General features: G+C 69.0%; 21 protein-coding genes. 8 read left to right on the forward strand and 13 right to left on the reverse strand.

The annotated features are described in order from the left end of the window. Positions 1 to 509 precede the first annotated feature (509 nt). From ASF53_RS17155 to ASF53_RS17165, 3 genes are all read left to right on the forward strand, one after another. Entirely contained in the window at positions 510 to 749 is a 240-nt protein-coding gene (locus tag ASF53_RS17155) for a hypothetical protein (RefSeq protein WP_056201052.1), read from the forward strand. A gap of 440 nt (positions 750 to 1,189) precedes the next feature. Further along, a complete protein-coding gene (locus ASF53_RS17160) occupies positions 1,190 to 2,731 on the forward strand; it encodes a DEAD/DEAH box helicase (protein WP_056201056.1) in 1,542 nt (513 codons plus the stop codon). Between the two features lie 307 nt (positions 2,732 to 3,038). Beyond that, a complete protein-coding gene (locus tag ASF53_RS17165) occupies positions 3,039 to 4,106 on the forward strand; it encodes a GGDEF domain-containing protein (RefSeq protein WP_056201060.1) in 1,068 nt (355 codons plus the stop codon). Between the two features lie 82 nt (positions 4,107 to 4,188). Here ASF53_RS17165 and ASF53_RS17170 read toward each other — a convergent pair whose 3' ends face one another. The 8 genes from ASF53_RS17170 to ASF53_RS17205 form a co-directional block, all read right to left on the reverse strand. Further along, complete coding sequence (locus tag ASF53_RS17170; protein WP_056201063.1) at positions 4,189 to 4,569, reverse strand: HesB/IscA family protein; 381 nt, start codon at positions 4,567 to 4,569, stop codon at positions 4,189 to 4,191. Between the two features lie 176 nt (positions 4,570 to 4,745). Then, positions 4,746 to 5,129 (reverse strand): SUF system Fe-S cluster assembly protein, encoded by a 384-nt coding sequence (locus ASF53_RS17175; RefSeq protein ID WP_004446369.1) that lies wholly within the window; start codon positions 5,127 to 5,129, stop codon positions 4,746 to 4,748. A 49-nt stretch (positions 5,130 to 5,178) separates the two neighbouring features. Beyond that, positions 5,179 to 6,435 (reverse strand): cysteine desulfurase, encoded by a 1,257-nt coding sequence (locus ASF53_RS17180; RefSeq protein WP_056201065.1) that lies wholly within the window; start codon positions 6,433 to 6,435, stop codon positions 5,179 to 5,181. Next, positions 6,432 to 6,911 carry an endonuclease domain-containing protein gene (locus ASF53_RS17185; protein ID WP_286134508.1) on the reverse strand — a complete coding sequence of 160 codons (480 nt, stop codon included), beginning with the start codon at positions 6,909 to 6,911 and terminating at the stop codon, positions 6,432 to 6,434. The genes ASF53_RS17180 and ASF53_RS17185 overlap by 4 nt, the downstream gene beginning before the upstream one ends. 151 nt (positions 6,912 to 7,062) lie before the next feature. Beyond that, a complete protein-coding gene (locus ASF53_RS17190) occupies positions 7,063 to 8,385 on the reverse strand; it encodes a SufB/SufD family protein (protein ID WP_056201070.1) in 1,323 nt (440 codons plus the stop codon). Continuing rightward, positions 8,385 to 9,137 carry a Fe-S cluster assembly ATPase SufC gene (gene sufC / locus ASF53_RS17195; RefSeq protein ID WP_056201074.1) on the reverse strand — a complete coding sequence of 251 codons (753 nt, stop codon included), beginning with the start codon at positions 9,135 to 9,137 and terminating at the stop codon, positions 8,385 to 8,387. The genes ASF53_RS17190 and sufC overlap by 1 nt, the downstream gene beginning before the upstream one ends. A 272-nt stretch (positions 9,138 to 9,409) precedes the next feature. Beyond that, positions 9,410 to 10,879 carry a Fe-S cluster assembly protein SufB gene (gene sufB / locus ASF53_RS17200; protein WP_012255147.1) on the reverse strand — a complete coding sequence of 490 codons (1,470 nt, stop codon included), beginning with the start codon at positions 10,877 to 10,879 and terminating at the stop codon, positions 9,410 to 9,412. A gap of 101 nt (positions 10,880 to 10,980) precedes the next feature. After that, a complete protein-coding gene (locus tag ASF53_RS17205) occupies positions 10,981 to 12,153 on the reverse strand; it encodes a cysteine desulfurase family protein (RefSeq protein WP_056201078.1) in 1,173 nt (390 codons plus the stop codon). A 259-nt stretch (positions 12,154 to 12,412) separates the two neighbouring features. Between ASF53_RS17205 and ASF53_RS17210 the strand changes: the two genes are divergently transcribed. Then, entirely contained in the window at positions 12,413 to 13,069 is a 657-nt protein-coding gene (locus tag ASF53_RS17210) for an alpha/beta hydrolase (RefSeq protein ID WP_004446355.1), read from the forward strand. A gap of 179 nt (positions 13,070 to 13,248) precedes the next feature. After that, positions 13,249 to 14,406 (forward strand): GGDEF domain-containing protein, encoded by a 1,158-nt coding sequence (locus ASF53_RS17215; protein WP_056201081.1) that lies wholly within the window; start codon positions 13,249 to 13,251, stop codon positions 14,404 to 14,406. Positions 14,407 to 14,448: 42 nt separating this feature from the next. Here the strand turns inward: ASF53_RS17215 and ASF53_RS17220 are convergent, their stop codons facing one another. The 4 genes from ASF53_RS17220 to ASF53_RS17235 all read right to left on the reverse strand — a co-directional run bounded on the left by ASF53_RS17220 (position 14,449) and on the right by ASF53_RS17235 (position 21,420). Continuing rightward, complete coding sequence (locus ASF53_RS17220) at positions 14,449 to 18,501, reverse strand: Pls/PosA family non-ribosomal peptide synthetase (RefSeq protein ID WP_056201084.1); 4,053 nt, start codon at positions 18,499 to 18,501, stop codon at positions 14,449 to 14,451. 246 nt (positions 18,502 to 18,747) lie between these two features. Further along, positions 18,748 to 19,671, reverse strand: a complete 924-nt coding sequence (locus ASF53_RS17225) for an NAD(+)/NADH kinase (protein WP_056201088.1) — start codon at positions 19,669 to 19,671, stop codon at positions 18,748 to 18,750. A gap of 11 nt (positions 19,672 to 19,682) precedes the next feature. After that, complete coding sequence (locus ASF53_RS17230; RefSeq protein WP_056201091.1) at positions 19,683 to 20,663, reverse strand: SPFH domain-containing protein; 981 nt, start codon at positions 20,661 to 20,663, stop codon at positions 19,683 to 19,685. A gap of 1 nt (position 20,664) precedes the next feature. Beyond that, on the reverse strand, positions 20,665 to 21,420 hold the full coding sequence (locus ASF53_RS17235) for an NUDIX hydrolase (protein ID WP_056201098.1): 756 nt from the start codon (positions 21,418 to 21,420) through the stop codon (positions 20,665 to 20,667). A gap of 257 nt (positions 21,421 to 21,677) precedes the next feature. Here ASF53_RS17235 and ASF53_RS17240 point away from each other — a divergent pair, with 257 nt between their 5' ends. Then, complete coding sequence (locus ASF53_RS17240; RefSeq protein ID WP_056201101.1) at positions 21,678 to 22,295, forward strand: PepSY domain-containing protein; 618 nt, start codon at positions 21,678 to 21,680, stop codon at positions 22,293 to 22,295. A 327-nt stretch (positions 22,296 to 22,622) separates the two neighbouring features. Here ASF53_RS17240 and ASF53_RS17245 read toward each other — a convergent pair whose 3' ends face one another. Continuing rightward, on the reverse strand, positions 22,623 to 22,898 hold the full coding sequence (locus tag ASF53_RS17245) for a hypothetical protein (RefSeq protein WP_056201105.1): 276 nt from the start codon (positions 22,896 to 22,898) through the stop codon (positions 22,623 to 22,625). Between the two features lie 363 nt (positions 22,899 to 23,261). Between ASF53_RS17245 and ASF53_RS17250 the strand changes: the two genes are divergently transcribed. Both ASF53_RS17250 and ASF53_RS17255 read left to right on the forward strand, forming a co-directional pair. Further along, complete coding sequence (locus ASF53_RS17250; protein WP_056201107.1) at positions 23,262 to 24,530, forward strand: arsenic transporter; 1,269 nt, start codon at positions 23,262 to 23,264, stop codon at positions 24,528 to 24,530. A 34-nt stretch (positions 24,531 to 24,564) separates the two neighbouring features. Further along, positions 24,565 to 25,506, forward strand: a complete 942-nt coding sequence (locus ASF53_RS17255) for a DMT family transporter (protein WP_056201110.1) — start codon at positions 24,565 to 24,567, stop codon at positions 25,504 to 25,506. The last annotated feature ends 20 nt before the right edge of the window (positions 25,507 to 25,526 follow it).

Consider the following 25,526-nt stretch of genomic DNA (forward strand, 5'->3'; position numbering starts at 1 on the left):
GCCGTAACCGGCGTTGAAACCGGCGTAGAAGCCCGTCCAGGTGAACACCGGCACCGGCTGGAACACCGGCGGGGGAGCCGCGCGGCGCGGGAGGTCGGCGGCCGAGGCGGCCACGGTGGCGGCAACGAGCGCGCTCGAAGCGAGGAGCAGGATTTTCATCGTGTCGGTGTCCTGATTTGGCGGGAGCCGGTGTTGGTTGAAGTGGTCCCGGGATCTCCCCGGTATCCGTCGCCCTCCAGCGATGAAGCGATCAATGCACCGGAACCCGTCAACGAAAGGTGAAGCTTACCCAGCCGTGAGCGCTCGATCAGGCCCGACGTGTCTTTGCGCACATCGTTGGCTCGTCTTGTCGAAAACCGGTAACAGTCAAACCCTCCAGCACAGCCTGGCGATAATACGGTTAATGACTAGTTTCTTCGGTCGCGCAAGACCGCATTAACCATGCTCGGGCGATCATCTCCCCGCGCCGGCGCCCGATCTCGGATCCGGCCCGATGGATTGCGCCGCCCATGTCCTTCGATTCCGGCTCGCCCAGACCGCGCGGCCCCCTCGCATGGTCGATCAAGACCGCGCTGATCGTCGGCCTCGGCGCCATGGCCCTCGCCCACCACATCGCCCAACCGCTCAACAAGCCGCCCCATCGCGGGATCGACCCGGAGGTGACGGGCTCGATCGGCCTCAAGGCGCAGACGCCGCGGCTCGACCCCTGCACGCTCCGCGGCGCCCTCGGCACGGGCGCGCGTGACTGACCTTCGCGGCGGGGCGCGAGACGTCGGATCCATGCGAGCACGGGCTCGGGAGGGTCTCGGGATACCAGGGACGCAACCGTACCCCGCGTACCCCGCCCGCGCGGGAGGAGGCTGCGCTCATCTGCGGGCGCGAAGAGCGCCCCGCGGAGCGAGTTCGAGGGCCCGGAACGGTCGCTCGAACACAGAGCGGAGCGAAAGCCTGAGGCCGCGGAGGCGACCGCCGACGCTGGAGGCTATGCGAACAACAAGGCCGTCGCATTCAAGCGATCGCCCCGGCTGCGCCGTCTCGGTCGATTGACAAGCAGGCACAGGGGTCTAAGTGTCGCGCGCGTTCGGACGCGTGATGGCGTACCGCGCACGGCTCTCGCGATCCGCCGCCGGCGCGAGCTTTCGAGCCCCTGATCGGCCCACTTCACGCGCACAATGGTTTTCCCTACCCGATGTCTTTCGCCGATCTTGGACTGAGCGACAAGGTACTCCAAGCCGTTACCACGGCCGGCTACACCGAGCCGACGCCGATCCAGGCTCAGGCGATTCCGCATGTGCTCGCCCGGCGCGACGTGCTCGGCATCGCCCAGACCGGTACCGGCAAGACCGCCGCCTTCACCCTGCCGATGCTGACCATGCTGGAGACCGGCCGTGCCCGGGCTCGCATGCCGCGCACGCTCATCCTCGAGCCGACCCGCGAACTCGCGGCGCAGGTCGAGGAGAATTTCGAGCGCTACGGTACCAACCACAAGCTCAACGTGGCGCTCATCATCGGCGGCGTCTCCTTCGCCGACCAGGATGCCAAGCTCACCCGCGGCACCGACGTGCTGATCGCGACGCCGGGGCGCCTGCTCGACCATTTCGAGCGCGGCAAGCTGCTGCTGACCGGCGTCGAGCTTCTCGTCATCGACGAGGCCGACCGGATGCTCGACATGGGGTTCATTCCCGACATCGAGCGCATCGTGAAGATGGTGCCCTTCACGCGCCAGACGCTGTTCTTCTCCGCGACCATGCCGCCGGAGATCGAGCGGCTGGCCGACATGTTCCTGCACAACCCGCAGCGGGTCGAGGTGGCGCGCCCTGCCTCCACCGCCACGACCATCGAGCAGCGCCTCGTGGCGACGGGCGCGGAGGGCCACGAGAAGCGCAAGGTGCTGCGCCAGCTCATCCGCTCGGCGAGCGAGCTGCAGAACGGCATCATCTTCTGCAACCGCAAGCGCGACGTCGCCCAGCTTCAGCGCTCGCTGACCAGCCACGGCTTCAACGCGGCCGCGCTCCACGGCGACATGGACCAGCGCGCCCGCATGGCCGCCCTCGACGGTTTCCGCAGCGGCGAGGTTCCCCTGCTGGTGGCCTCCGACGTTGCCGCGCGCGGCCTCGATATCCCCGCCGTCAGCCATGTCTTCAACTTCGACGTGCCGCACCACCCGGAGGATTACGTCCACCGGATCGGCCGCACCGGCCGTGCCGGCCGTTCGGGCCAGGCCTTCACCCTGGCGAGCCGAACCGACGAGCGCTCGCTCTCGGCGATCGAGAGCCTGATCGGTCAGCCGATCGCATGGCTTGACGGCGATCTGTCCACCGTCTCGGACGAGGTGGAGGGCGACGAGCCGCGCCGCCGCCGCGGCAGCCGCCGGGCCAAGGAAACCAGCGGTGGCGAGTCAGCCAAGAGCACCGGGCGCAGCACCGAGACGAGTGCCGCCCCGGCGAGCGAAAGCCCCCGCCGCGAGAACCGCTCCCGCGGCGGACGCCGTCCAGCCGCCGAGCGCAGCCGCGCCGAAGCGCCCCGGCGTGAGCCGGTGCGAGAGCCGGAACCGGTTTCCCCTCCCCCGCCCCGCGAGCCCGCCCGCGAGCCCGCCCGGAATGCTCCCGAACGGGCGCGCGGGGAGCGTCGTCCCCCGCGTCGCGACGAGGACGGCGACACGCCGGTCGGCCTCGGCTCGCACGTCCCGGCCTTCCTGCTGAAGCCGACCGGCTTCGGGAAGAGCAAGTAGCGCGCATTCCCGATCCGGTTAATCCCATCGCGCCGGCGCGATGGGGCCTTCCTCAGGCGCCGCGCGGGCTGAGCGAGACGGCCCCCGCTTTGAATCAAGCGGAACCCGTAGCGGCCGGTGACGGCAGGCGCGCCCTTTGCGCTCTCTCTTAAAACGCCGCTGCGTTGCCTCAGCCAGAGCGGCGATGCTCACGCGCTCGGGCGTTTTATGAGACGCTCTTAACGTCCTGGCGAGATTCTGAGGCGACACTTCTGCGGAGCGGACCCTGTGGGCGGTGTGCCCCGTCCGCAGGAGCCTACGTCACCGGATGAGCCCCGATCCCGATCGTGATCGCAGTTTCGTGCTCGCGCAGCGCAGCTTCGAGCTGATGCGCGACTACTGTGCCTGCGCGACGCCGCGGGCCTACGCCGTGTGGTATCTCTACGTCTCCGGCACGCAGCCGCTGATGAACGATGCGATCAAGCGGCTCACGGCGCAGAACGGCACGCTGACCAGCGCCGACATCGAGGGGCTCCACGACACCTACATCGACGGCCGCCGCATGGCCGTGGAGGTGGACCGGATGAATTCGAGCCTCATCGCCGAGGTTGAGGGCATCATGGAGATGATCGAGGTCTCGATCCGCTCCACCGCCCAGTACGGCGAGTCGCTTCAGGCCCTGTCCCACGACATCTCCAACACGGCCACGAGCCGGACGCGCCTGCGCGAGGTGGTGACGACGATCATCGCCAACACCCGCGACGTGACCGCCAACAACCGCACCCTCGAAGCGCGGATGCGCGAGAGCCGCAGCGAGATCGAGGCCCTGCGCGAGACGCTGGAGGCGGCCCGCCTGGAGAGCCTGACCGACGCCCTGACGGGGTTGGGCAACCGCAAGAATTTCGAGGAATCGCTCCGCAAAACCGTCGATATGCCGTCCGCCGCGGCGCGGCAGGGCAAGCCGACGAGCCTGATCGTGATCGATATCGATTCGTTCAAGCGCTTCAACGACCTCTACGGCCACCTGACCGGGGATCAGGTGCTCCGCCTCGTCGCCATCGTGATGCGCGAGCATATCGGCCAGAAAAACGCGACGCTCGCCCGGTTCGGCGGCGAGGAATTCGGCATCGTCCTGCCGGAGACGGACCGGGTCGAGGCGCGCGCCATCGCCGAGCGGGTGCGCATCGGCGTCACCGGCCGGGAACTGGTGAAGCGCTCCACCGGCGAATCGCTCGGCAAGGTCACGGTTTCGCTCGGCGTCGCGACCCAGCGCGAGGACGACAACGCGGTCTCCCTGCTGGAACGGGCCGATGCCTGCCTGTTCGCCGCCAAGCGTGCCGGCCGCAACCGCACCCTCGACGAGACCGAAGTCGAGAACCTGCGCGACGTCGCCTGAGACGGATCAGGACATCGTCCCGAAACGCGGCCACCCGCTTTCGGGACGAGGCAAGGGCAATCCGCCCAAGCCTCGGCTCCGATCAGGCCAGGGCGCCGGCCGTGAGCCGCTCGGGATTGACCGGCGTGATCGCCACGGATTCACCGCAGCCGCAGGCCGAGGTCTGGTTCGGGTTGTTGAACACGAACTGGGACGACAGCTTGGTCGTCTGGAAATCCATCTCGGTGCCGAGCAGGAACAGCACCGCTTTGGGATCGATGAACACGGTCACGCCCCGGTCCTCGATCACGTCCTCGCCGACTTTCCGCTCCTCGGCATATTCCATCGTATAGGACATGCCGGCGCAGCCGCCGTTCTTCACACCGACGCGCAAACCGGCAATCGGCGTCTCCGCATCGGCCATGATCGCCTTGAGCCGGTCCGCGGCGCGGTCGGTCAGCGTGATCACCTTGAAACTGGACATCGTGGTCGCTCTCCTGCGGCCGGGTTCAAGGCCCGGGCGGGTGAGGGGTTTTCGTACACCTGCGAAGATAAGCACTCCCCCGGCGCCGGTCCACCGGGAGACCCGGCACACCGGACGATTGCAGCCGTGCTATGCTGAATTGGTGACGGAGCGCGCGATTCCGACGCGCTGACGCGCTACCACATGTCCAGCGCGACGCGGGCCTCGTCGGACATCCGGCTCTGGTCCCACGGCGGGTCGAACACCATCGTGACGGAGCAGGATTGCACGCCCTGAACCGCCGAGACCGCGTTCTCGACCCAGCCCGGCATCTCGCCGGCCACCGGGCAACCGGGGGCGGTCAGCGTCATGTCGATCAGCACGCGCCGGTCGTCCTCGATCTGAACCCGGTAGATCAGGCCGAGTTCATAGATGTCGGCGGGGATCTCCGGGTCGTAGACCGACTTCAAGGCGACGACGATGTCGTCGGTCAGGCGATCGATTTCCTCGGCCGGGATCGCGGAGGCGGCCGCGAGGGCGGGGGTGTTGGTGCCGCCGGTGATGGTGGCGTCGGTGCTCATCGGGTCTCTCCCTCGGCCGTCGCGGGTGACGGCCGACATTCCCAAAAATCTAGGCGAACAGCATCTCGGCCTTGGCCAGAGCCGCGGCCAGGACATCGATTTCCTGCGTCGTATTATACAGACCGAACGAGGCGCGACAGGTCGAGGTCACACCGAAGCGCGTCAGCAGCGGCATGGCGCAGTGGGTGCCGGCCCGCACCGCCACGCCCTGGTGGTCGATCACGGTGGCGATGTCGTGGGCATGCGCGCCCTTCACCTCGAAGGCGATGACGCCGCCCTTGTCGCGGGAATTGCCGATCTGGCGGATCGAATTCATCGCGCCGAGCCGCTCCTGGGCGTAGGCGGTCAGCATCGCCTCGTGCGCCGCGATCTTGTCGCGGCCGAGCTTCATCATGAATTCCAGCGCCGCGCCGAGGCCGACCGCCTCGATGATCGCCGGCGTGCCCGCCTCGAAGCGGTGGGGCGGATCGTTGTAGGTGATCGCGTCCTGGCTCACCGTGCGGATCATCTCGCCGCCGCCCTGATAGGGCGGCAGCCGGTCGAGCCATTCCTTCTTGCCGTAGAGCACGCCGATCCCGGTCGGCCCGTAGACCTTGTGGCCGGTGAAGACGAAGAAGTCGCAATCGAGCGCGCGCACATCGACCGGGCGGTGCACCGCGCTCTGCGCCCCGTCGAGCAGCACCGGCACGCCGTGAGCGTGGGCGATGCGCACGATCTCCTCGGCCGGCGTCACCGTGCCGAGCACGTTCGACATGTGGGTGATCGCCACCATCTTGGTGCGCGGCGTGAAGAGCTTTTCGTATTCCTCGATCAGGAAGTTGCCGTCGTCATCGACCGGCGCCCACTTGATGACGGCCCCGCGCCGCTCCCGCAGAAAGTGCCAGGGCACGATGTTGGAGTGGTGCTCCATGATCGAGAGGATGATCTCGTCCCCCTCCCCGATCAGCCCGGCCCAGCCCATGGAGGAGGCCACGAGGTTGTAGGCCTCGGTCGCGTTGCGGGTGAAGATGATCTCGTCGGTCGAGGCCGCGTTGAGGAATTGGCGCGTGGTCTCGCGCGCGCCCTCGAACCCCTCGGTCGCGGCATTGGCCATGTAGTGCAGGCCACGGTGCACGTTGGCGTAGCCGGTCTCCATGCAGGAGACCATCGCGTCGATCACGGCCCGCGGCTTCTGCGTCGAGGCGGCGTTGTCGAGATAGACCAGCGGTTTGCCGTAGACCTTCTCCGACAGGATCGGGAATTCTTTTCGAATGGCCTCGACGTCGTAGGATGAGTCCTGGGCCGTGGTGCGGATGGGTGCGTTCATGTGTGGGCGCTCGCGCATCGTGGGCCTTCCCCTTCTGCCGGGAAGGATGCCTCGCGCAGCGAGGCAGGAGAGGGATAACCTCGGTCGCCGATGACCGCTCCGATCGCGTCCATGACCGCACCGAGATTGCTGAGAACCAGATCCGTCGAGAAGCGCAGGACCATGAAGCCCTGCGCGGTCAGCCACGCATCGCGGGCCTCGTCACGTCGGCGGTGGTCGTCGGTGTCGTGCACGGGACCGTCGATCTCGATGATCAGACGCGCCGACGCGCAGTAGAAATCAGCAATGAAGGGCGCGATCGGCACCTGGCACTTGAACTTTGCACCTTGGAACCGGCCACCGCGCACCTCCTCCCAAAACAGGGACTCGGCTCGCGGCATGTCCTTGCGTTGCGCGCGGGCGAAGCTGCGCAGACGGGGCGCGACATCGTTGAGCTTGGGACGCTTGTCCATCGCCAATCCCCCTGCCGTGCGCATCTCCCTCTCCCCTCCGCGGGAGAGGGTGGCCCCCGAAGGGGGTCGGGTGAGGGGCTGGCTCCGCACGATCCGGAAGCGTCGCTCCCCTCTCCCGCCTCGCATCCGCGAGGCGCCCTCCCCCGCAGAGGGGGGAGGGTTGATCACACTGCGCTCACCCCCGCGATGCCAGCCACGCCTCGATCCCGTCGATCAGCACCGCGCGGGCGCCCTCGTGCGTGACCGTCTCCACCGCCTCGCCGACGAAAGCCTGGACCAGCAGGCTCTCGGCAATGGCGCGCGGCAGGCCGCGGGCCATGAGGTAGAACAGCAGGTCTTCGTCCGGCGCACCGCAGGTGGCGCCGTGGCCGCAGGCGACGTCGTCGGCGAAGATCTCGAGTTCCGGCTTGTTCATCATCTGACCGTCGTCGGTCAGGAGCAGGCAGTCGGACTTCATCTTGCCGTCGGTCTGCTGCGCGACTTGGCGGACGATGATCTTGCCCTGGAACACGCCGGTGGAATCGCCGTCGATCACCGTCTTGAACATCTCGCGGCCGACGCCCCCAGTCGCCGCATGGTCGGCGAGCAGGGTCGAATCCGCGAGCTGGCCGTGGCCGAGCAGCGTCGCGCCGTTGACCACGGCGTTGGCATCCTCACCCGCGATGTGCAGGTAGATCTGGTGACGCGAGAGCTTGGCACCGGTGACGAGGTTGACGGTCTCGAGCTGCGACCGCGCGTCGAGGCGCACGGAGAGCGTCGAGAGGGCAACGGCCGCATCGCCTTCCCGATTGAGCCGGGTGTGGCGGAAGGCGGCCTCGGCGCCGATATGCACGTCGAGCGCGTCGTTGGGCTGGTAGGCCAGCCCGGCTGGCCCCTCGTGGCTCTCCAGCAGGAAGAACTCCGCCTCGGCGCCGACATCGACCAGAACGCGGGTCGCGGTCGAGAACGCGGTCGCACCCGTGCCGACGAAGCGCAGGTGGATCGGCGTCTGCGGCTTGGCGCCGGGCGCGACCGAGATCAGCGCACCGTCCGCCAGGAAGGCGGTGTTGAGCTGATAGATCGGGTTCTCACGCACCTGCGCGACGGGGGCGAGGAGCTTCAGGCGGGCATCGCCCTTGCCCATCGCCTCGTTGAGCGGCGTGACCGTCACGCCCTCGGGCACCCGGTCGAGATCCGACAGGGACGCGACGAGGTGGCCGTTGACGAAGGTGAGGCGGACGGCCTCGACCGCGTTGAAGCCCGTGGTCCCGGCGATGGCGGCCCGCGCCGCGTCCTCGCTCGGCGCCTCGGCGGGCGGGGCGGCCTCGGTGATGGCGGCACGCAGGTCGGTGTACTTGAACGCCTCGACCCGGCGGCTCGGCAGGCCGGTCGCCTCGAAGAAGCGGAACGCCTCTTCGCGGCTGATCGCCTGCTCGCTGGCGAAGCCTTTGCGCGCGGACTCGAACAGCTTCGAGAGAGCGGCCTCGGCGGGGGAGCGGAGATTGGTGACGTCGGCCATCACGCAGCCTCGCTCGTGCGGTACTCGGCGTAGCCGGAGGCTTCGAGTTCCAGCGCCAGCTCCTTGCCGCCGGTCTTCACGATCTGGCCCTTCGACATGACGTGCACGGTGTCGGGCACGATGTGGTTGAGGAGCCGCTGGTAGTGGGTGATGACGAGGAACGAGCGGCCCTGCGCCCGCAGGGCGTTCACGCCCTCGGAGACGATGCGCAGCGCGTCGATGTCGAGGCCGGAATCGGTCTCGTCGAGCACGCAGAACTTCGGCTGCAGCAGCGCCATCTGGAGGATCTCCATGCGCTTCTTCTCACCGCCGGAGAACCCGACATTGAGCGCGCGCTTGAGCATCTCCTTGTTGATCTCGAGCTTGTCCGCGGCCGTGTTCACCGCGCGGATGAAGTCGGGGGTCGAGAGCTCGGCCTCGCCGCGCGCCTTGCGCTGTGCGTTGAGGCAGGCCTTGAGGAAGGTCATCGTACCGACGCCGGGAATCTCCAGCGGATACTGGAAGGCCAGAAAGATGCCGGCGGCGGCGCGCTCGTCGGCCGCCATCTCCAGCACGTTCTGCCCGTCGAGCAGGATCTCGCCGTCGAGGACCTCGTAGTCCTCCTTGCCGGCGATGACGTAGGAGAGCGTCGACTTGCCCGAGCCGTTCGGGCCCATGATCGCGGCGACCTCGCCGTCGTTCACGGTCAGGTTCAGGCCGTTGAGGATGCGGTTGTCCTCGATCTGCACGACGAGGTTTTTGATCTCAAGCATGTTCGTCCAAGTCCTTCAAAACCATTCCTGATGCATCGCCCGCAGGACAGTGACACGACCGGTTGAATTGCCGGGTCGGTCACCGATCACCGCGTCGATGCCGCACCGGGGACAGAGAGCCGTGCCGTCATCGGCAATCCACCCTCCGATCGCATCCGGCGCGAACGTGTTCAGGCCGTAGAAGCAGCCGCCAAGCGGGCTGCCCCTCACCTCGTCGGCGTGCCGCGCGCTGTGCCGGGGGCGGCGCGCGGCACCTTCCGTGTCGAAGCGCGTCAGCCCACCGAGCCTTCGAGGCTGATCGAGATCAGCTTCTGGGCCTCCACCGCGAACTCCATCGGCAGCTGCTGCAGCACGTCACGGACGAAGCCGTTGACGATGAGCGCGGTCGCCTCCTCCTCGGAGAGGCCGCGCTGCAGGCAGTAGAACTTCTGGTCCTCGGAGATCTTCGAGGTGGTGGCCTCGTGCTCGAAGACGGCCGAGGCGTTCTTCGACTCGATGTAGGGCACGGTGTGCGCCCCGCACTGATCGCCGATCAGCAGCGAGTCGCAGTTTGTGAAGTTGCGCGCGCCCTTGGCCTTCTTGTGGGCCGAGACGAGGCCCCGGTAGGTGTTCTGCGAGCGGCCCGCCGAGATGCCCTTCGAGATGATCCGGCTCGTCGTGTTCTTGCCGAGATGGATCATCTTGGTGCCGGAATCGACCTGCTGCATACCGTTCGACACCGCGATCGAGTAGAACTCGCCGCGGGAATCGTCGCCGCGCAGGATGCAGGACGGGTACTTCCAAGTGATCGCCGAGCCGGTCTCGACCTGCGTCCACGAGATCTTCGAGCGGGCGCCGCGGCAATCGCCGCGCTTGGTCACGAAGTTGTAGATGCCGCCCTTGCCCTCGTTGTCGCCGGGGTACCAGTTCTGGACGGTCGAGTACTTGATCTCGGCATCCTCCAGGGCGACCAGCTCGACCACCGCGGCATGGAGCTGGTTGTCGTCGCGCTTCGGGGCGGTGCAGCCCTCGAGATACGAGACGTAGGAGCCCTTGTCGGCGATGATGAGCGTGCGCTCGAACTGGCCGGTATCGCGCTCGTTGATGCGGAAATAGGTCGACAGCTCCATCGGGCAGCGCACGCCCGGCGGGATGTAGACGAACGAGCCGTCGGAGAAGACGGCCGAGTTCAGCGTCGCGAAGAAGTTGTCGGTCACGGGCACGACCGAACCGAGATACTTCTTCACGAGGTCCGGGTACTCGCGGATGGCCTCGGAGATCGGCATGAAGATCACGCCGGCCTTCTCGAGCTCCTTGCGGAAGGTGGTCGCCACCGAGACGGAGTCGAACACCGCATCGACCGCGACGCGACGCTCGGGCGCGATGCCTTCCAGCACCTCGACCTCACGCAGCGGGATACCGAGCTTCTCGTAGGTCTTCAGGATCTCGGGATCGATCTCGTCGAGCGATTCCGGGCCCTTACGCTTCGGCGCGGCGTAGTAATAGATGTTGTTGTAATCGACCCGGTCGTACTCGACCCGCGCCCATTCCGGCTCCTTCATCGTGAGCCAGCGCTTATAGGCGTCGAGGCGCCATTCGAGCATCCATTCCGGCTCGTTCTTCTTGGCCGAGATGAAGCGAACCACGTCCTCGGAGAGGCCCTTCTCGGACTTCTCCATCTCGATCACGGTCTCGAAGCCGTACTTGTACTGATCGAGGTCGATTGAGCGGACCCGATCGATGGTCTCCTGCACTGCAGGCATTTAGCGTCTCCTACCGACTCCGGCGTCAAGGGCCGGGGGTTTCCAACGACAATGGCGGGGTTCCGCCGGAAATGGCTTGGGCGGGCGGCGCTGAGGATTCCTCAGGCTGCCTGCCCTCGCCTCTGATATAGGGACGACACGACCCGTTCGAACCCCGCCGCGAAGCGTTCGAGATCCTCAGGGGCCGAATTCCATCCGAAACTGACGCGCAACGCCCCCGCGGCGAGCGCAGGGCTCACACCCATCGCCGCGAGCACGGGGGAACGGGCCACCTTGCCCGAAGCGCAGGCCGAGCCCGACGAGACGGACAGGCCGGCGAGATCGAGGGCGATCAGCGCCGTGGAGGCCGCAAGGCCCGGCACGGCGAAGCCCAGCGTATTGGGCAGGCGCGGCGCGCCCTCCCCGAACACGATCATGTCCGGTGCAAGCGCCCGCAGGCGCGCTTCGAGGGCGTCGCGCAGGCCCACGAGCCGCACCATTTCGGCCTCCAGGGCGCCGCGGGCGATGTCCGCCGCCTCGCCCAGGCCGACGATCCCCGGAAGGTTCTCGGTGCCGCAGCGCAGGCGTGCCTCCTGGCCGCCGCCGCGCAGGAAGGCCGCCTCCAGGCTCACGCCCTCGGCCAGCACCATCGCGCCGACGCCCTTCGGCGCAGCGAATTTGTGGCCCGACAGGGTCAGGGCATCGAGGCCGAGGGCCGCGAAGTCGAGCGGGATCTTTCCGACCGCCTGGACCGCGTCGCTATGGACCAGAGCCCGTCCATGGGCGCGGGCGAGCTGCACGATCTCGGCCAGCGGCTGCACCACTCCGGTCTCGTTGTTGGCCGCATGGACCGAGATCAGCACGGCCTCATCACGAAACGCTTCGAGCCCGGCCGCCAGAGCGTCGAGCCGCAGCAGGCCGGCTCCGTCCACCGGCAGCACCGCGACCGCCTGCGGCGCGAAGCGGTGGCCCGCGGCGACGCAGGGATGCTCGGTCGCCGAGATCATCAGCCGGGTGGGGGCGGGGAGGCCGACCTTCCGGAGCGCGCCGGAGAGCACGGCGTTGGCCGCTTCCGTGCCGCCGCTGGTGAAGGTGACGCGCTCAAGATGCACGCCGAGCAGGGCGGCGAGCCGCGCCCGCGCCGCCTGCAGCGCCTGGCGCGCGGCGCGGCCCTCTTGGTGAATCGAGGAAGGATTGCCGGGCAATGCCAGGGCACGCGCGACCGCAGACGCGACTTCCGGACGCACCGGAGACGTCGCGTTGTGATCGAGATAGCTGCGTGCGCCCGACGTCATCCTGCCGTTTCGCTCCGTATCGTCCTGCCAGATCCTGATTTTCTTGATTTCGCCCCCCTCCCCCGTGCTAAGCCGCGCGAAACGCGCCGTGTGCTTCGCAGGTCGAGGCCCGACGAACTGTTTAGAATGATTCTAATGACCTAGAATTATTCTAAGAGCGCTTGTAGGTGGCGCGCGCAACGAGTCAAGCCGTGACCGGCTCAGCCTCCCTGCCTTGGCGGGGGCATCAGGGTGAGGGTCGGATCATCTCGAGGACACCATGCCCGAAGTCATCTTTTCCGGCCCCGCCGGCCGCCTGGAAGGCCGCTACCAAGCCCCCAAGAAGAAGGGCGCGCCGATCGCGATCGTGCTTCATCCGCACCCCCAGTTCGGGGGCACGATGAACAATCAAATCGTGTACAATCTTTTCTACACCTTCGCCAATCGCGGTTTCGCAGCCCTGCGCTTCAATTTCCGCGGGGTCGGGCGCAGCCAGGGCGCCTTCGATCACGGCTCGGGTGAACTCTCCGACGCCGCCGCCGCCCTCGATTGGGTGCAGTCGGTCAACCCGGAGGCGAAGTCCTGCTGGATCGCCGGCGTCTCGTTCGGCTCGTGGATCGGGATGCAGCTCCTGATGCGGCGCCCCGAGATCGAAGGCTTCATCTCGATCGCCGCCATGGCCAACCGCTACGACTTCACCTTCCTGGCGCCCTGCCCCTCCTCCGGCCTGTTCGTGCACGGCTCGGAAGATCGGGTGGCGCCGGCCCGCGAGGTGATCCCGGTGATCGAGAAGGTGAAGACCCAGAAGGGCGTCATCATCGAGCACCAGATGGTCGAGGGCGCCAACCACTTCTTCGACGGCCGGGTCGACGAGCTGACCCAGACCGTCGACACCTATCTCGACAAGCGCCTCGGGGCGAAGACCGAGGCGGCCTAAAGCGCCCGCCTCCGCCCAAACTCTTGGCCCCCGTCTCCCGCCAGGGGACGGGACCGGCCTCGTGACACGCCTCACGCTTCGTCAACCGACGCGATCATACCGTGCGTCGCCGCAGCATCGGAAGTTGCGCTTGATTTACCTTTGACGGCTTAGGATCGCCGGCCTGCGGAGCCGATGCGATGTCGCTCAAGCGTCCCTATGCCGATGACCTGCCGCGCACGAGGCTCGTGCGCTGGCTGACGGCCTCCGGGCCGAACGTGCCGGACGAGATCCAGGCCCGTCTGAACCGGGACTTCATGGTCTCGCTCTCGACCGGCGTTCTCGGCGTAGCCGCCGACGGCTGCCTGCAGTTGATCGCCGCGTTCCGCCATCCCGACGGTCCGTTCCTGTGGGTGCTCGGTGCCGGAATCGGGGTCCTCGTCCTGAGGGCGGCGTTCGATCTGGCGCGGCGGCACCCCCGCTGGAGAGGCCGGGTCCCCATCGATCTCTACTATTGTCTCGGTCACCTGTGGCTGATGGTCGTCGGCACCGGCAGTGCCCTGGTCTTCGCGACGGACGACCCGCTGCTTCAGATCCTCGCCGCCGTCTCCATGATGGAAATCGCCAATGGCCTGACCATGTGCGACAATTGCGCGCCGCGCTTTCTCGTCGTGCAGATCCTGCTGTGCACCCTGCCGATGACGGTGGCGGCCGCCTTCAGCGGCGAGCCCCTGCTCTACATCCTGCTCCTCTACATCCCGGTATTCGACGCCTACATGATCACGAAGGTGTTCGAGATGAACCGGCTCTACCTCGCCTCGGTGCTGGCCGAGCGCGAGAGCGAGCGCCGCGCCATGCGCGACGTGCTGACCGGCCTCTCCAACCGGGCCGGGCTGATGGAGGCTCTGAGCCGCAACCTGCAGCGTCGGGGCGACGGGCCGTTCTCGCTGCTCTATCTCGACCTCGACGGGTTCAAGGCCGTCAACGACACCTACGGCCACGCCACCGGCGACCTGCTGCTCCAGGCGGTGGCCGGGCGGATCGGCGAGGCGATGCCGGAGCGCTGCATCGCGGCCCGGCTCGGCGGCGACGAGTTCGTGGTGCTCATTCCCGACTGCACCGGCCCGGCCGCCGAGGCGTTCGGCACGGGCCTCGTCGCTGCGGTCTCGCGCCCCTACACGGTCGGCGCGGGCATTGTGCAGGTCGGAGTCAGCATCGGCATCGCCTGCGCCGAGACCGAACTCGGCCCCGACGAACTCCTCGCCCGGGCCGATGCGGCGCTCTACGCGGCCAAGGCCGCCGGAAAGGGGCGCTGCGCCCTGGCCGACGCGGAGGCGGGCACGTTCCTCGCCGCCTGAGCCCTCCCCCGTCCGAGCCTCCCCACCTGACCTTGCCGAGGCTTACGCCGCCGCGTGCACCACCGGCACGGCGGGCGCGCCCTCCCATTCCGAATGCGCCGGAATCGACTCGCCCTTCATGACGATGGTGAGCGGGCGCAGTCGGGCATAGTCGCCGACATGGCTGTCGTAGAGCACGGTGGAGAAGGCCCCGACCGAGACGCCGCGCCCGACCACGACCCGGCCGACCTTCATGATGCGGTCCTCGTAGAGGTGGGTCTGGAGCGCCGCCGAGCGGTTGATCGCCGCATAATCGCCGATCTCGACGCAGTCGAACTCGGTGATGTCGGTCATCAGGAGGCAGGCGCCCTTGCCCACCTTCACGCCGAAGAGCCGCAGCATCCAGGGCAGGAAGGGCGTGCCCATCAGGTGCTCTAGCAGCACTTTGCCGGCCAGCCCCCAATAGGCGACGGCGATGGCCTCGGTGCGCATCGCCCACCACGACCACATCGGCCGCATGCCGGGGCGGTAGCGCCCCATCAGCAGCCATTTGAGAGCGATCACGCTGCTCGTCTGGATCAGCGCGATGATGACGCTCGCGAGCACGAAAGCGACGGCCAGCCCGCTCCAATCCTCGGCGAGGATCGCCGGGTAGAACACCCAGTCGATCGCGCAGATGGCGAGCGAGATGTAGAGCATCGGCGAGAACGAGGTGGCGAAGGCCTCGAACAGGCCGCGCCGGAGCTTGGCCGCCACGCTCGGCTCGAAGGTCTGGGCGTTGGAACCGAGATCGACCTTCTGGCGCACCGGCAGGCGGATCGGCGGCGAGCCGAACCACGTCTCGCCCGGCCCCATCTTGTCGTTGGCCGGCGGCTTCGACTTGATGCCGATCAGGACGTCGTCGGGGATGTTCGCGCCCGGCGGCAGCACGCCGTCATTGCCGACGAAGACGCGGGCGCCGGTCTCGACGGGATGGAGATGCATCCAGCCGCGGCGGATCTCCTCCTCGCCGACCACCACCTCGTCGGCGATGAAGTTGTTGGCGCCGATCGCAACGAGGTCGTGGCGCGAGCCGAGATTGGTCGAGATCTCGGCGCCCCTTCCCATCCGCGCGCCCATCAGGCGGTACCAGGCCCGCATGTAGACGGTGGCGAAGAGCGAGGAGAGCGTCTCCAGCGTCACCTCGGAGGCGAGCGCCACCAGCCATTTGCGCAGGTAGAAGCCCGACCAGATCGAGAAGGTGCCGGAGGTCGCCCGCGGCAGCACCGCCCAGCGGATGGCGGCGATGAGCAGCACCGTGCCCGCCGTCATCAGCATGGCGGTGGGCCAGGTCAGGAGCGGCAGGTAGACATGGTAATCGACGTCGGTGAGCTCCGAGAGGTTATCCGAGATCTGGTCGAAGATGTAGAAGGCCGGGAAGATCGGCAGCAGGCCGACCGCCGGCACCGCCGCGAGCAGGAAGGCGTAGACCGCACCGAAGGCCGCCCGGCGGCCGGGCGAGGCGGTGGCGGGTTCGGGCAGCGCGGAGAAGTCGACGGTGCCGACCCGGCGGCCCGGCGAGCCGTCCCAGGCCTCGGCCGTGCCGATTTCGGTGCCCGCGGGCACGGTGGTGAGGTCGGCGATCTCGGCATGGTCCCCGATCACCGTGCCGGGGCCGATTACGCAGGAGGTGCCGATGGCGACATCCTCGCCGATCTCGACCCGGCCGATGACGAGTTCGTTGCCGACGACCTCCGCGTTGGCGATCACGAGGCGCCCGCCGAGCGACGCGCCGCGGCCGATGGTGAGCAGGTCGGGTGCGCCGACATCGAGGTCGGAGATCAGCACGTCGTCGCCGATCTTCGCGCCGAGCAGGCGCAGATAGGTGACGATGACGGGCGAGCCCTGGAGCCACTTGATGTGCACCAGCGGCGTCAGGCGCTGCGCCAGCCACCAGCGGTAATAATAGAGGCCCCAGAGCGGATAGCGCCCCGGTTTGGTCCGCCCGAGGATCAGCCATTTGGCGGCAATCGCGATCGTCGCGGTCACGGCGTTGATGCCGATATAGACCAGCAGGAGAACGCCGAGTTCGCCCCAGAAGCCGAGCCCGCCGCCAGTGAGCAGCAGGTAGGTGACGAAGATGCCGAGCCATTGCGCGGTGGCCAGCGCGATGACGAAGGGAAGCACCACCCCTTGCGCCAATCCGCACAGCGCCCGGCGCAGGAGGGGCGGCGGGGCAAAGCTCAGGTCGCGGATCGCGGTCTGCGCCCCTGCCCCGCCCGTGCGCTCGATCAAACTCGCGGCCATCACCCGCAGGGTGCGGCCGTTATAGACGTCCTGAAGGGTGATGCCGGCCAGCGCCGGGGTCTCGCGCACCGCGCCGACGAAGCGGGCGGCGAGCAGCGAGTGGCCGCCGAGTTCGGAGAAGAAGTCGGCCTCGAACCCGATTGGCCCGTCGCCGAACACCTTCTTGGCCGCCGCCAGCAGCGCGGCTTCGGTCTCGTTGTCGGGGGCCTCCTGCTCGCCGTCGGCCACCGCGACGGTCAGCGGCGCGATCCGCAGCGCCTTGCGATCGACCTTGCCGGAGGTGAGCCGCGGCAGGGTCTCGACCGTCTCGAAATGGCCGGGCACCATGTAGGGCGGCATCTGCGCCGCCAGATTCTTTCGCAGGGCCGCGCGGTCAAGGGGGGCGCCGCGCTCAGGCACGAGGAAGGCCACGAGGCGATCGACCTCGTCGTCGCGCCGCAGGATCACGGCTGCCTGGTTGACGCCCGCCTCGCCCCGGATGCGGGATTCGATCTCACCGAGTTCGACCCGGAAGCCGCGGATCTTGACCTGATCGTCGATGCGGCCGTGGAAGACGATGTCGCCGTCGGCCGTCATCGAGACCGCATCGCCCGAGCGGTAGAGCACCGGGTCGGTCCCGTCGGACGGATAGGGGTTGCCGACGAACTTTTCCGCCGTCAGCTCGGGCCGCTTGAGGTAGCCCGCCGCGACGCCGGGGCCGCCGATCAGCAATTCGCCTTGCTCGCCGGGTGCGAGCAGGTTCAGCGCCTCGTCGGCGACGTAGACGGAGTAGTTCGGGATCGGGCCGCCGATGGTGACGGGCCGGCCCGGCCGCATCTCGGCGGCGGTCGCCACCACGGTGGCCTCGGTCGGGCCATAGGTGTTGAACAGGCGCCGCCCATCGGTCGCCCAGCGGGCCACCAGCGGCTCGGGCAGGGCCTCGCCGCCGAGCAGCACGAGGCGGACGGTGGGCAGGTCGCCGGGGATCATGGCGAGCAGGGTCGGCACCGTGTCGAGCACGGTGATCCCGGCTTCCGCGATGATCGCGGGCAGGGCTTCGACGTCGCCCATCATGGCGGGGCTCGCCACGAACAGGCAGGCGCCGACGAGATAGGGAACCCAGATCTCCTCCATCGAGAGATCGAAGGCGACGGAGGCGCCCTGGAACACCACGTCGTCGGCGGAAAGGCCGTAGACCGCGTTGCCCGAGCGCAGGAAGTGGCAGATGTTGGCGTGGCTGATGACGATGCCCTTCGGCACGCCGGTCGAGCCCGAAGTGTAGATCAGGTAGGCCGGGTACTCCGCCCCGAGGCCGGCGGCGTCGAGATCGGGCGCAGAGGCGCCCTGCCCCGCCCGCAGAAGCGCTTCGGTGGTGACGGCGGGCGTGCCCTCCGGCGCCTGGGGCCGCAGGCTCTCCGAGACGAGGAGCGCCTTGGCCTCGGCATCGTTCAGGCACACCGCGACCCGGTCGGCGGGCGCCTCGGCGTCGAAGGGGAGCCAGGCGGCGCCGGATTTCGTGATGCCGATCTGCGCGATCAGCAGTTCGGTGCCGCGGGCCATCCAGAGGCCCACGACGTCTCCCGGACCGATGCCGCGGGCAGACAGCCCGGCGGCGATGGCGTCGGAGCGGGCATCGACGTGCGCATAGGTCAGGACCGGACGGCGCCCGTCCGAGCCGGGCTCGGCGGCGTCGATCAGGCAGGGCGCCTCGGCGCGCGCGGCGGCGCTCGCCCGGAACAGGTCGGCCAGGGTTTCCCGGCGGATCAGGTCGGGCCGGGCGGGACCCCGCAGGACGGCGCGGCGCCCGCCCGATCCTTCGTCCTGCCGCCCCGCCTCGGCGAGACCGCCCATCCGATGCTCTGCTGCCGATTCCACGTGCTGCCCATTCCCGGATCGGTCGAACCCGCGCCGATGCTGGCGGCGCGCGATGCCGCGCCCCATGATCGGCACCCTTGGCGGTTTTGCGACAGGATCGCGCCCTACGGATGATTGTGGTCGAGAGATCCGCCCGGATGTCCCGCCCGCGTTCCATATACGGGATGGGCAGCCAGGAAACCGGGCCTCCCGCACAGTTCAGGCCTGCGGCGCCCGTCAAGATCACCCGGTGACGAGGTGCAGGGCCCGGTCGGCCGGCGCGATCCGCACCTGCCGGCCCCAGCCGAAGCCCAGAAAATCCTGCTCGATCCCATCGGCGAAGATCACGCCGCCCTCGTTCATCCGCGAGGTGACGACCAGCGGCGCGTCGGTGAGCTTGCCGGCCCGCAGCCGCGTGGCGGTGGCGACGCTCGGGAACGGCTCGCGCACCCAATAGCCCACCGCCCGCTCGTCGGGGGCGAGCGACAGGCCGAGCCGGGTCGCCTCACTGATCGAGCGGGCCCAGCCGGTCGCCCCGGTGCCGGAGGCGACGATGAGGCCGCTGGAAGACTGCTCCTCCGCCTCGATCTGCACTTCCCCTGCGGCCGCTCCCGATCGCGGCGCCTCGATCCGGTAGCGGGCGGATTGGTGGCTGCGGTGGCCCACGAAGATTTCGTTGAGAGCGAACAGGCGCTCGGTCCCGTCGATCACCGCCTGGACCATGGTGCGCCGCTCGATCGCCGCCGCGCCGGCGGCACTCGCCGGCAGCAGCCGGGGGAGCCGCTCGACGGGGTTGCGCGCCAGCACGCCGTCATAGAGGTCCGGCGCCGGGTTCACCCCGATCACCGGCTGCTCGCCCAGATACTTGGCGACGTTGGCGATCAGCCCGTCCTGCCCGACGGCAACGACCACGTCGTCCCCGGAAAACAGGAAGCGGTCGAGATCGGCCCGCCGCACCAGGGCCTGGCGCCACTCCCCCGGCACCGCGGCCCGCGCCTGCGCCAGCACCGCGTGGAAGCGTGCGTGGCGGGCCTCGACGGCGGGGAGACCCTGGCCGCGGCTCTCCAGGAAGAAGCGGGCCTGACCCCGCGTGGCGTGCCGGGCGATCAGCAACTCGTAATCGGTCTCGCGGGTGATGAAGACCGCCCGGGGGGTGAGCGCGGCCATGCGATCCTCCTTCAGCGGGCCGGGAGGCTGGCCGGCTTGCGGACCTCGCCGAGCAGGGTGGCGAGGAGGTCCGGCGTGACGTTGACATGCTCGATCGTGTCGAGCTTGCCCGCCAGCGCCTGGGCAGCGAGGCCGAGCAGGGTGCCCGGCGCCACGTCGCGGTAGATCGCGACGCGCGCCCGCTCGGCCTCGGTCCGCGCCCCCTCGACCATGCGGATGCGCTCGGCCTCGGCGCCGGCCTCGATCCCTTCCGCCTCCGCCCGCGCCTGCGCCCGGTTGCGGGCGTTCTGCGCTTCCTCCGCGATCAGCAGGCTCTCGCGCCGGGCCAGCTCGGTCTTGGTGGCGAGTTCGTTCTCGGCAATCGCCCGCTCCTTCTCCACCGCCAGCGCCCGGCGGGCGAAGGTGGCCTCGTCCGCCTTCTGCTGCAGCGCCTCGTAGGTCGGCGTCTGGAGCGCGCGCTCCAACTCGCTCGACGGAGCGAGGTTGGTGAGCCGCACCGAGACCACCGCAACGCCGATCTCGGCCAGCGACGGATCGGCGGCCAGCGTCGCCTGAACCTGGCCGCGCAGGGCCTCCGGCCCGGCATCGAGCAGGGCGCGCACCGGTGCGCCGCCGAGGAATTGCAGCACGGTCTGGTTGGCCAGCCCCGCGATGCGTGCCTCGATCCGCTCGACCGGCTCGCCCTGGAGCCGGCCGGTGCGCAGATCGAGGGAGAAATCGACGCGGGCGGCGAGCCGCTCGGGATCGGCGACGTGCCAGCCGATGCTGCCCTGCACCGCGACCGCCTGGAAATCCGCGCTGCGGCCGCGGACGAACAGCGTCATCTCGCGGTCGTCCATCGGCAACTCGCTGATGCTCGCGGTCTCCGGCCGGAACCAGAAGACGAGGCCGCGCCCGCTCTGGCGCGGGCGGCCGTTGCGGTAGCGGATGACGTAGTGGCTGGCCTCGCTCCTGAGCTGGGAGAGAACGCCGAAGCGGCGGATCGTGGCCATGTCAGTCTCCTTGAGCGGGGGTTTGCGAGGGGGTTCGGCCAAGGCGGTACAGCTCGGCGGGGCGATAGGAGGTGCCCGTCTCGAAGCGGCCGGTGGGGTCGAGCCAGCCGCGGTCGAGCATCCGGCGGCGGAAGGCGGGTTTGTTGAGGGTTGTGCCAAGGATCGCCTCGTGCACGTCCTGAAGCTGGCGCAGGGTGAACAGCTCGGGGAGCAGGGCGAAGCCGACCTCCGAATAGTCGAGCTTGCCCCGCAGACGCCGGATCGCCAGGGCGACGATCTCGGCGTGGTCGAAGGCGAGCGGCAGCGCCGCGCCATCGGCCGCGTGGACCGTCACGGATCCCGCCTCCACGGAGGCCGCCGCGACCGTGCCGGGGAGCAAGGCCGGGGCCCGCGCCCGCGCCTCGGCGAAGGCCGCCTCGGTCAGGAGGGCGAGATAGGCGACGGTGATGATGCGCATGCGCGGATCGCGCTCCACCGCGCCGAAGGTGTAGAGCTGCTCCAGATGCGCCCGCGCCCCGCCCGCCTTCTCGCGCAGGACGCGGGCGGCGGCGTCATCCAACGCCTCGTCGATTCCGACGAAGCCGCCGGGCAGCGCGTGGCGCCCCGCATGCGGGTGCCGGTCGCGCTTCAGCAGCAGGATGGTCGGGCGACCGCCGGAGAGACCCAGTAGCACCAGATCGACGGCCACGGCGGGCCGGGCGTAGTCGGCGGGATCGTAGCGCGCCAGGAAGGCGGCCTCGGACTCGGCTTGGCTCATGGGATCTCGCTCGATCCATCTTATATCCAACTAACGTATTAGTTATGCGCCAGATGGATATATGTCAACGCGGCAAACGAATTGTGGGCGCGTCGGCTCCGGCCCCGTCGATCGCGACGGCGCGCTCGGCGGCGCACACCAGCATGCCTCGAACGTCGTGACGCGCTGCAACCAAGCGGCGGTTCGGACCGTTCTGTGGGTCCGCAACAAGCTCGAGCGCCCCAGGCGCCGCCAACACAAGAAACGGAGACCCCGCCATGAAGACGAACCTCCTGCGCCTCACCGCCGCCACCGGCCTGCTGACCCTGATGACCGGCCTTGCCGCGGCCCAGAACCCCGATCTGACCAAGAACCCGGAGAATACCGGCCGCGCCCCGACCGCGACGGAAGCCACCAAGTCCAACAGCGACCTCAAGGAGTGGCAGATCGCCAAGTCGGCCAAGATCAGCCTCGCGCAGGCCATCGCCACCGCCGAGGGCAAGGCCGAAGGCGAGGAGAAGGGCGGCAAGGCGATCGACGCCGATTTCGAGAAGGCCGACAGCAAGAACCCGGCGCACTTTTCGATCAAGGTCGTGTACCCGAGCGGCAAGCTCGTCGAGCACGGCGTCAATGCCGACACGGGCGATCTCTACAAGAGCGAGAACCAGCCCTTCGAGCGCTACTTCACCCGTCTGAAGGCGAGCGACTTCCAGAACGCCAAGGTCTCGCTGAAGGACGCGATCGCGCTCGCCGAGAAGAAGGCCCCCGGCAGCAAGGCCTACGAGGCCGAGGTCGAGCGCGAGGGCAACGCGGTCGAGTACGAAATCAAGCTGGCGCTCATCGACCGCGAGCAGGAGGTTAAGGTCGGCCCGGACGGCACGGTGAAGAACGACTGATCCCGCTTAGTAGCCCCCTCCTCAGGAGAGGCGGCCAAGCGAAAGTCGCGAAGGGCCGGCCGGGAACCGTAGGGAACCCGGACGGCCCTTCATCGACACGCCGCGCGGGATAGCCGCTTTAGCGGAGCGTCCCGACCATCGTGATCGCCGGCATCCGGGAACGGGTGCCGGCGAACGCTTTTAAAGGGGGTGCGTGAGGCGCCGCCATCGCGCACCAGCCGAGCGTGACAGCCTGAGTTGGTCCCTTCGGCGCAAAGCCGGCTCCTCGTTTTTGGCTTCATCCCGAAAGCCGGTGACCACCTTTCGGGACGGCGCGCTCCGCTCCGGCTAACGGGCTTCGTGGCCCTTGCCGCTGGCGCCGGGCGAGGAGCCGGAGCCGGCATCGTTGGCGCCCGTGCTGTTGGACGTACCGGACCGGCTCTTGTCCCCCGAAGTCGGGCCGCTGCCGGCCGCGCCCGGTGAAGCGCCGGAACCGGCATCGTTCGGCCCCGTGCTGTTGGCCGTGCCGGAGCGGCTGGTGCCGGACGCCCCCGTGCCTTCGGCGGCGAAGGCGGCGGGCGCGAGCAGGAGGGTGCTGGCGAGGGCGAAGGTCAGAGCCTTCATGGCGAATCTCCCTGTTCTTGATGTGATGGACCCTGGGAAAACCGGCGCTCCGGGACGCTGTTCCGCCCTGCCCCCTTCGCCCCACCGCCTCGCATCGCGGCACAGCGGCGGATCATGCGCCGCCGAAGCCATCCGAAGCCCGCATCCCGAGTGCCCAGCCCCGGCGAAGATCGCATCCTTGTGATGGATGACATCGGAACGGCGATGCGCGCGGGCGCTTGAGCGGCGGCGGATCGGCTGCGATGCGCGAGACCGTCGGGGCTTGGTCTCGCAGAGGCCCTGCGCGATCCTGCCCCGAGCCGCAGCGGCGCCCCGCCGCTTCCGAATCGCGTGATTCTCCCCACAGAAGGAAGCCCGACGCCGATGGGTGCGCTCATCCCGAACCCGAACGTGGCGACCTGGGGGATCGCCGCGCTGGCGACGCTTGGCGTGATCCTGCGCCCGTTCTCCTGGCCGGAGGCGGTCTGGGCGGTGGCCGGCGCGGGGCTCCTCATCGTCCTCGGCCTGATCCCCTGGCAGACCGCCCTAACGGGCGCGGCCAAGGGCGCCGACGTCTACCTCTTCCTCGTCGGGATGATGCTGCTCTCCGAGATCGCCCGGAAGCAAGGCTTGTTCGATTGGCTCGCCGCCCACGCGGTGCGGGCCGCGAAGGGGTCGGCGACGCGGCTGTTCGCGCTCGTCTATGTCGTCGGCACGGTGGTCACGGTCTTCCTCTCCAACGATGCCTGCGCGGTGGTGCTGACGCCCGCCGTCTTCGCCGCGACGCGGGCCGCCGGGGTGAAGCAGCCCCTGCCCTACCTGTTCATCTGCGCCTTCATCGCCAACGCGGCGAGCTTCGTGCTGCCGATCTCGAACCCGGCCAACCTCGTCGTCTTCGCCGAGCACATGCCGCCGCTCGGCCGCTGGCTGGCGACCTTCACCCTGCCCTCCCTCCTCGCCATCGTCGCGACCTATCTCGTCCTGCGCCTGACCCAGAACGCACGGCTGAAGGCCGAGACGGTCGCGACCGACGTCGCGATCCCACGGCTCGGGCTCGGCGGCACAATCGCGGCCGGGGGCATCGTCGCCACCGGCGCGGCCCTGATCGGCGCCTCGGCCGCCGGGATCGAACTCGGCCTGCCGACCTTCATCGCCGGGCTCGCCACCACCCTGGTCGTGCTGGCGATCAACCGGGGCGGGCTGGTCACGGTCGCCCGGGACGTCTCCTGGGGCGTGCTGCCGCTGGTGGCCGGGCTCTTCGTCCTCGTCGAGTCCCTGGAGAAGACCGGCCTCCTCACGCGGCTCGCCGACCTCTTGGGGGCCGCCGCGCAGGGCGATCCCGCCGCGACTGCCTGGGCCGGCGGCGCGCTCGTCGCCCTCAGTTCGAACCTCGTGAACAACCTGCCCGCGGGCCTGCTGGCGGGCGCCGCGGTGCAGGCCGCCCATGTGCCGGAGACGGTGGCGGGGGCGATCCTGATCGGCGTCGATCTCGGGCCGAACCTCTCGGTCACGGGCTCGCTCGCCACGATCCTCTGGCTCACCGCGATCCGCCGCGAGGGCCAGAATGTCTCCGCCTGGGCGTTCCTGAAGCTCGGCGCCCTCGTCATGCCGCCGGCGCTGGCGCTGGCGCTGGCGGCCCTGATCCTCGCCTGATCCCAACTCCTCGCCGATCCGGAGGCCGACCCGCGTGAATGCCGCCCTGCTCTACCCCTTCATCATCGTGGCGGGCGCGCTCCAGGCGCTCGGCAACTCCATGAACGCGCAATTGCGCGGGCACCTCGTCAACCCGTTCCTGGCCGCGGCGGTCTCGTTCCTGCCGATCGTCTTCGTCTTCGCGACGCTGTTCCTCGTGATGCCGACGCCGCTGCCGAGCCTCGACACGCTCGCGGGCATGCCGTGGTACGCACCGCTCGGCGGCGTGGCCGGCGCGGTGGCGGTGTTCGGGGGCCTCGCCTTCGTCGACAAGGTCGGCGCCGGCCCCTTCAACGGCCTGACGCTGACGGCCAACATCCTGACCTCGCTGGCGATGGATTCGCTGGGCCTGTTCGGGCTGCCAGGCGGTGGGTTCAAGCCGATGCCCTGGCTCGGCGGCCTGCTCATGGCGGTCGGCGTGACCTTCATCGCCCGCGTCACCCCCGGCACAGGCGCCGGACAGGACGGGACCCAGGAGACCGGCCACGGCCTCAACCCGCGGCTGCTCTATCCCTTCATCGTGGTCGCGGGCGCCCTGCAGGCGATCGGCGTGGTCTGGAACGCGCAGTTGCGCGGAGCCCTGATCAATCCGTGGCTCGCCGCCCTGGTCTCGTTCCTGCCGGTGGTGTTCGTCTTCGTGCTGGTCTTCCTGCTGCGGCCCAAGCCCCTGCCCCAGCGCGCCGACATCGAGGGGGTGCGTTGGTGGATGCCGCTGGCCGGCCTCACCGGCGCCGTGGCGGTGTTCGCCGGCCTGCTCTTCGTCGACAAGGTCGGCGCGGGCGCCTTCAACGGCCTCCTGATCACCGCCAACCTGCTGACCTCGGTGGCGCTCGACCATTTCGGCTGGGTCGGCATGAAGCGGGTGCGGGCCGGCGCCTCGCGGCTGGGTGGGGCCGCCCTGATGGTGGCCGGCATCGTCCTCATCTCGCTGTTCTGAGGGCCGAGGCCGGCCCGCCT

The organism is Methylobacterium sp. Leaf123, from assembly GCF_001423405.1.
Lineage (GTDB): Bacteria > Pseudomonadota > Alphaproteobacteria > Rhizobiales > Beijerinckiaceae > Methylobacterium.

Bases quoted from the DNA above. Each gene is read 5' to 3' on its own strand.
- ASF53_RS17220 (WP_056201084.1), bottom strand. From the start codon at position 18,501: ATGGGCGGTCTCGCCGAGGCGGGGCGGCAGGACGAAGGATCGGGCGGG.
- ASF53_RS17240 (WP_056201101.1), top strand. From the start codon at position 21,678: ATGAAGACGAACCTCCTGCGCCTCACCGCCGCCACCGGCCTGCTGACC.
- sufC (WP_056201074.1), bottom strand. From the start codon at position 9,137: ATGCTTGAGATCAAAAACCTCGTCGTGCAGATCGAGGACAACCGCATC.
- ASF53_RS17245 (WP_056201105.1), bottom strand. From the start codon at position 22,898: ATGAAGGCTCTGACCTTCGCCCTCGCCAGCACCCTCCTGCTCGCGCCC.
- ASF53_RS17235 (WP_056201098.1), bottom strand. From the start codon at position 21,420: ATGAGCCAAGCCGAGTCCGAGGCCGCCTTCCTGGCGCGCTACGATCCC.
- ASF53_RS17250 (WP_056201107.1), top strand. From the start codon at position 23,262: ATGGGTGCGCTCATCCCGAACCCGAACGTGGCGACCTGGGGGATCGCC.
- ASF53_RS17225 (WP_056201088.1), bottom strand. From the start codon at position 19,671: ATGGCCGCGCTCACCCCCCGGGCGGTCTTCATCACCCGCGAGACCGAT.
- ASF53_RS17190 (WP_056201070.1), bottom strand. From the start codon at position 8,385: ATGGCCGACGTCACCAATCTCCGCTCCCCCGCCGAGGCCGCTCTCTCG.
- ASF53_RS17155 (WP_056201052.1), top strand. From the start codon at position 510: ATGTCCTTCGATTCCGGCTCGCCCAGACCGCGCGGCCCCCTCGCATGG.
- ASF53_RS17175 (WP_004446369.1), bottom strand. From the start codon at position 5,129: ATGAGCACCGACGCCACCATCACCGGCGGCACCAACACCCCCGCCCTC.
- ASF53_RS17160 (WP_056201056.1), top strand. From the start codon at position 1,190: ATGTCTTTCGCCGATCTTGGACTGAGCGACAAGGTACTCCAAGCCGTT.
- ASF53_RS17230 (WP_056201091.1), bottom strand. From the start codon at position 20,663: ATGGCCACGATCCGCCGCTTCGGCGTTCTCTCCCAGCTCAGGAGCGAG.
- ASF53_RS17165 (WP_056201060.1), top strand. From the start codon at position 3,039: ATGAGCCCCGATCCCGATCGTGATCGCAGTTTCGTGCTCGCGCAGCGC.
- ASF53_RS17215 (WP_056201081.1), top strand. From the start codon at position 13,249: ATGTCGCTCAAGCGTCCCTATGCCGATGACCTGCCGCGCACGAGGCTC.
- ASF53_RS17205 (WP_056201078.1), bottom strand. From the start codon at position 12,153: ATGACGTCGGGCGCACGCAGCTATCTCGATCACAACGCGACGTCTCCG.
- ASF53_RS17185 (WP_286134508.1), bottom strand. From the start codon at position 6,911: ATGCGCACGGCAGGGGGATTGGCGATGGACAAGCGTCCCAAGCTCAAC.
- ASF53_RS17170 (WP_056201063.1), bottom strand. From the start codon at position 4,569: ATGTCCAGTTTCAAGGTGATCACGCTGACCGACCGCGCCGCGGACCGG.
- sufB (WP_012255147.1), bottom strand. From the start codon at position 10,879: ATGCCTGCAGTGCAGGAGACCATCGATCGGGTCCGCTCAATCGACCTC.
- ASF53_RS17210 (WP_004446355.1), top strand. From the start codon at position 12,413: ATGCCCGAAGTCATCTTTTCCGGCCCCGCCGGCCGCCTGGAAGGCCGC.
- ASF53_RS17180 (WP_056201065.1), bottom strand. From the start codon at position 6,435: ATGAACGCACCCATCCGCACCACGGCCCAGGACTCATCCTACGACGTC.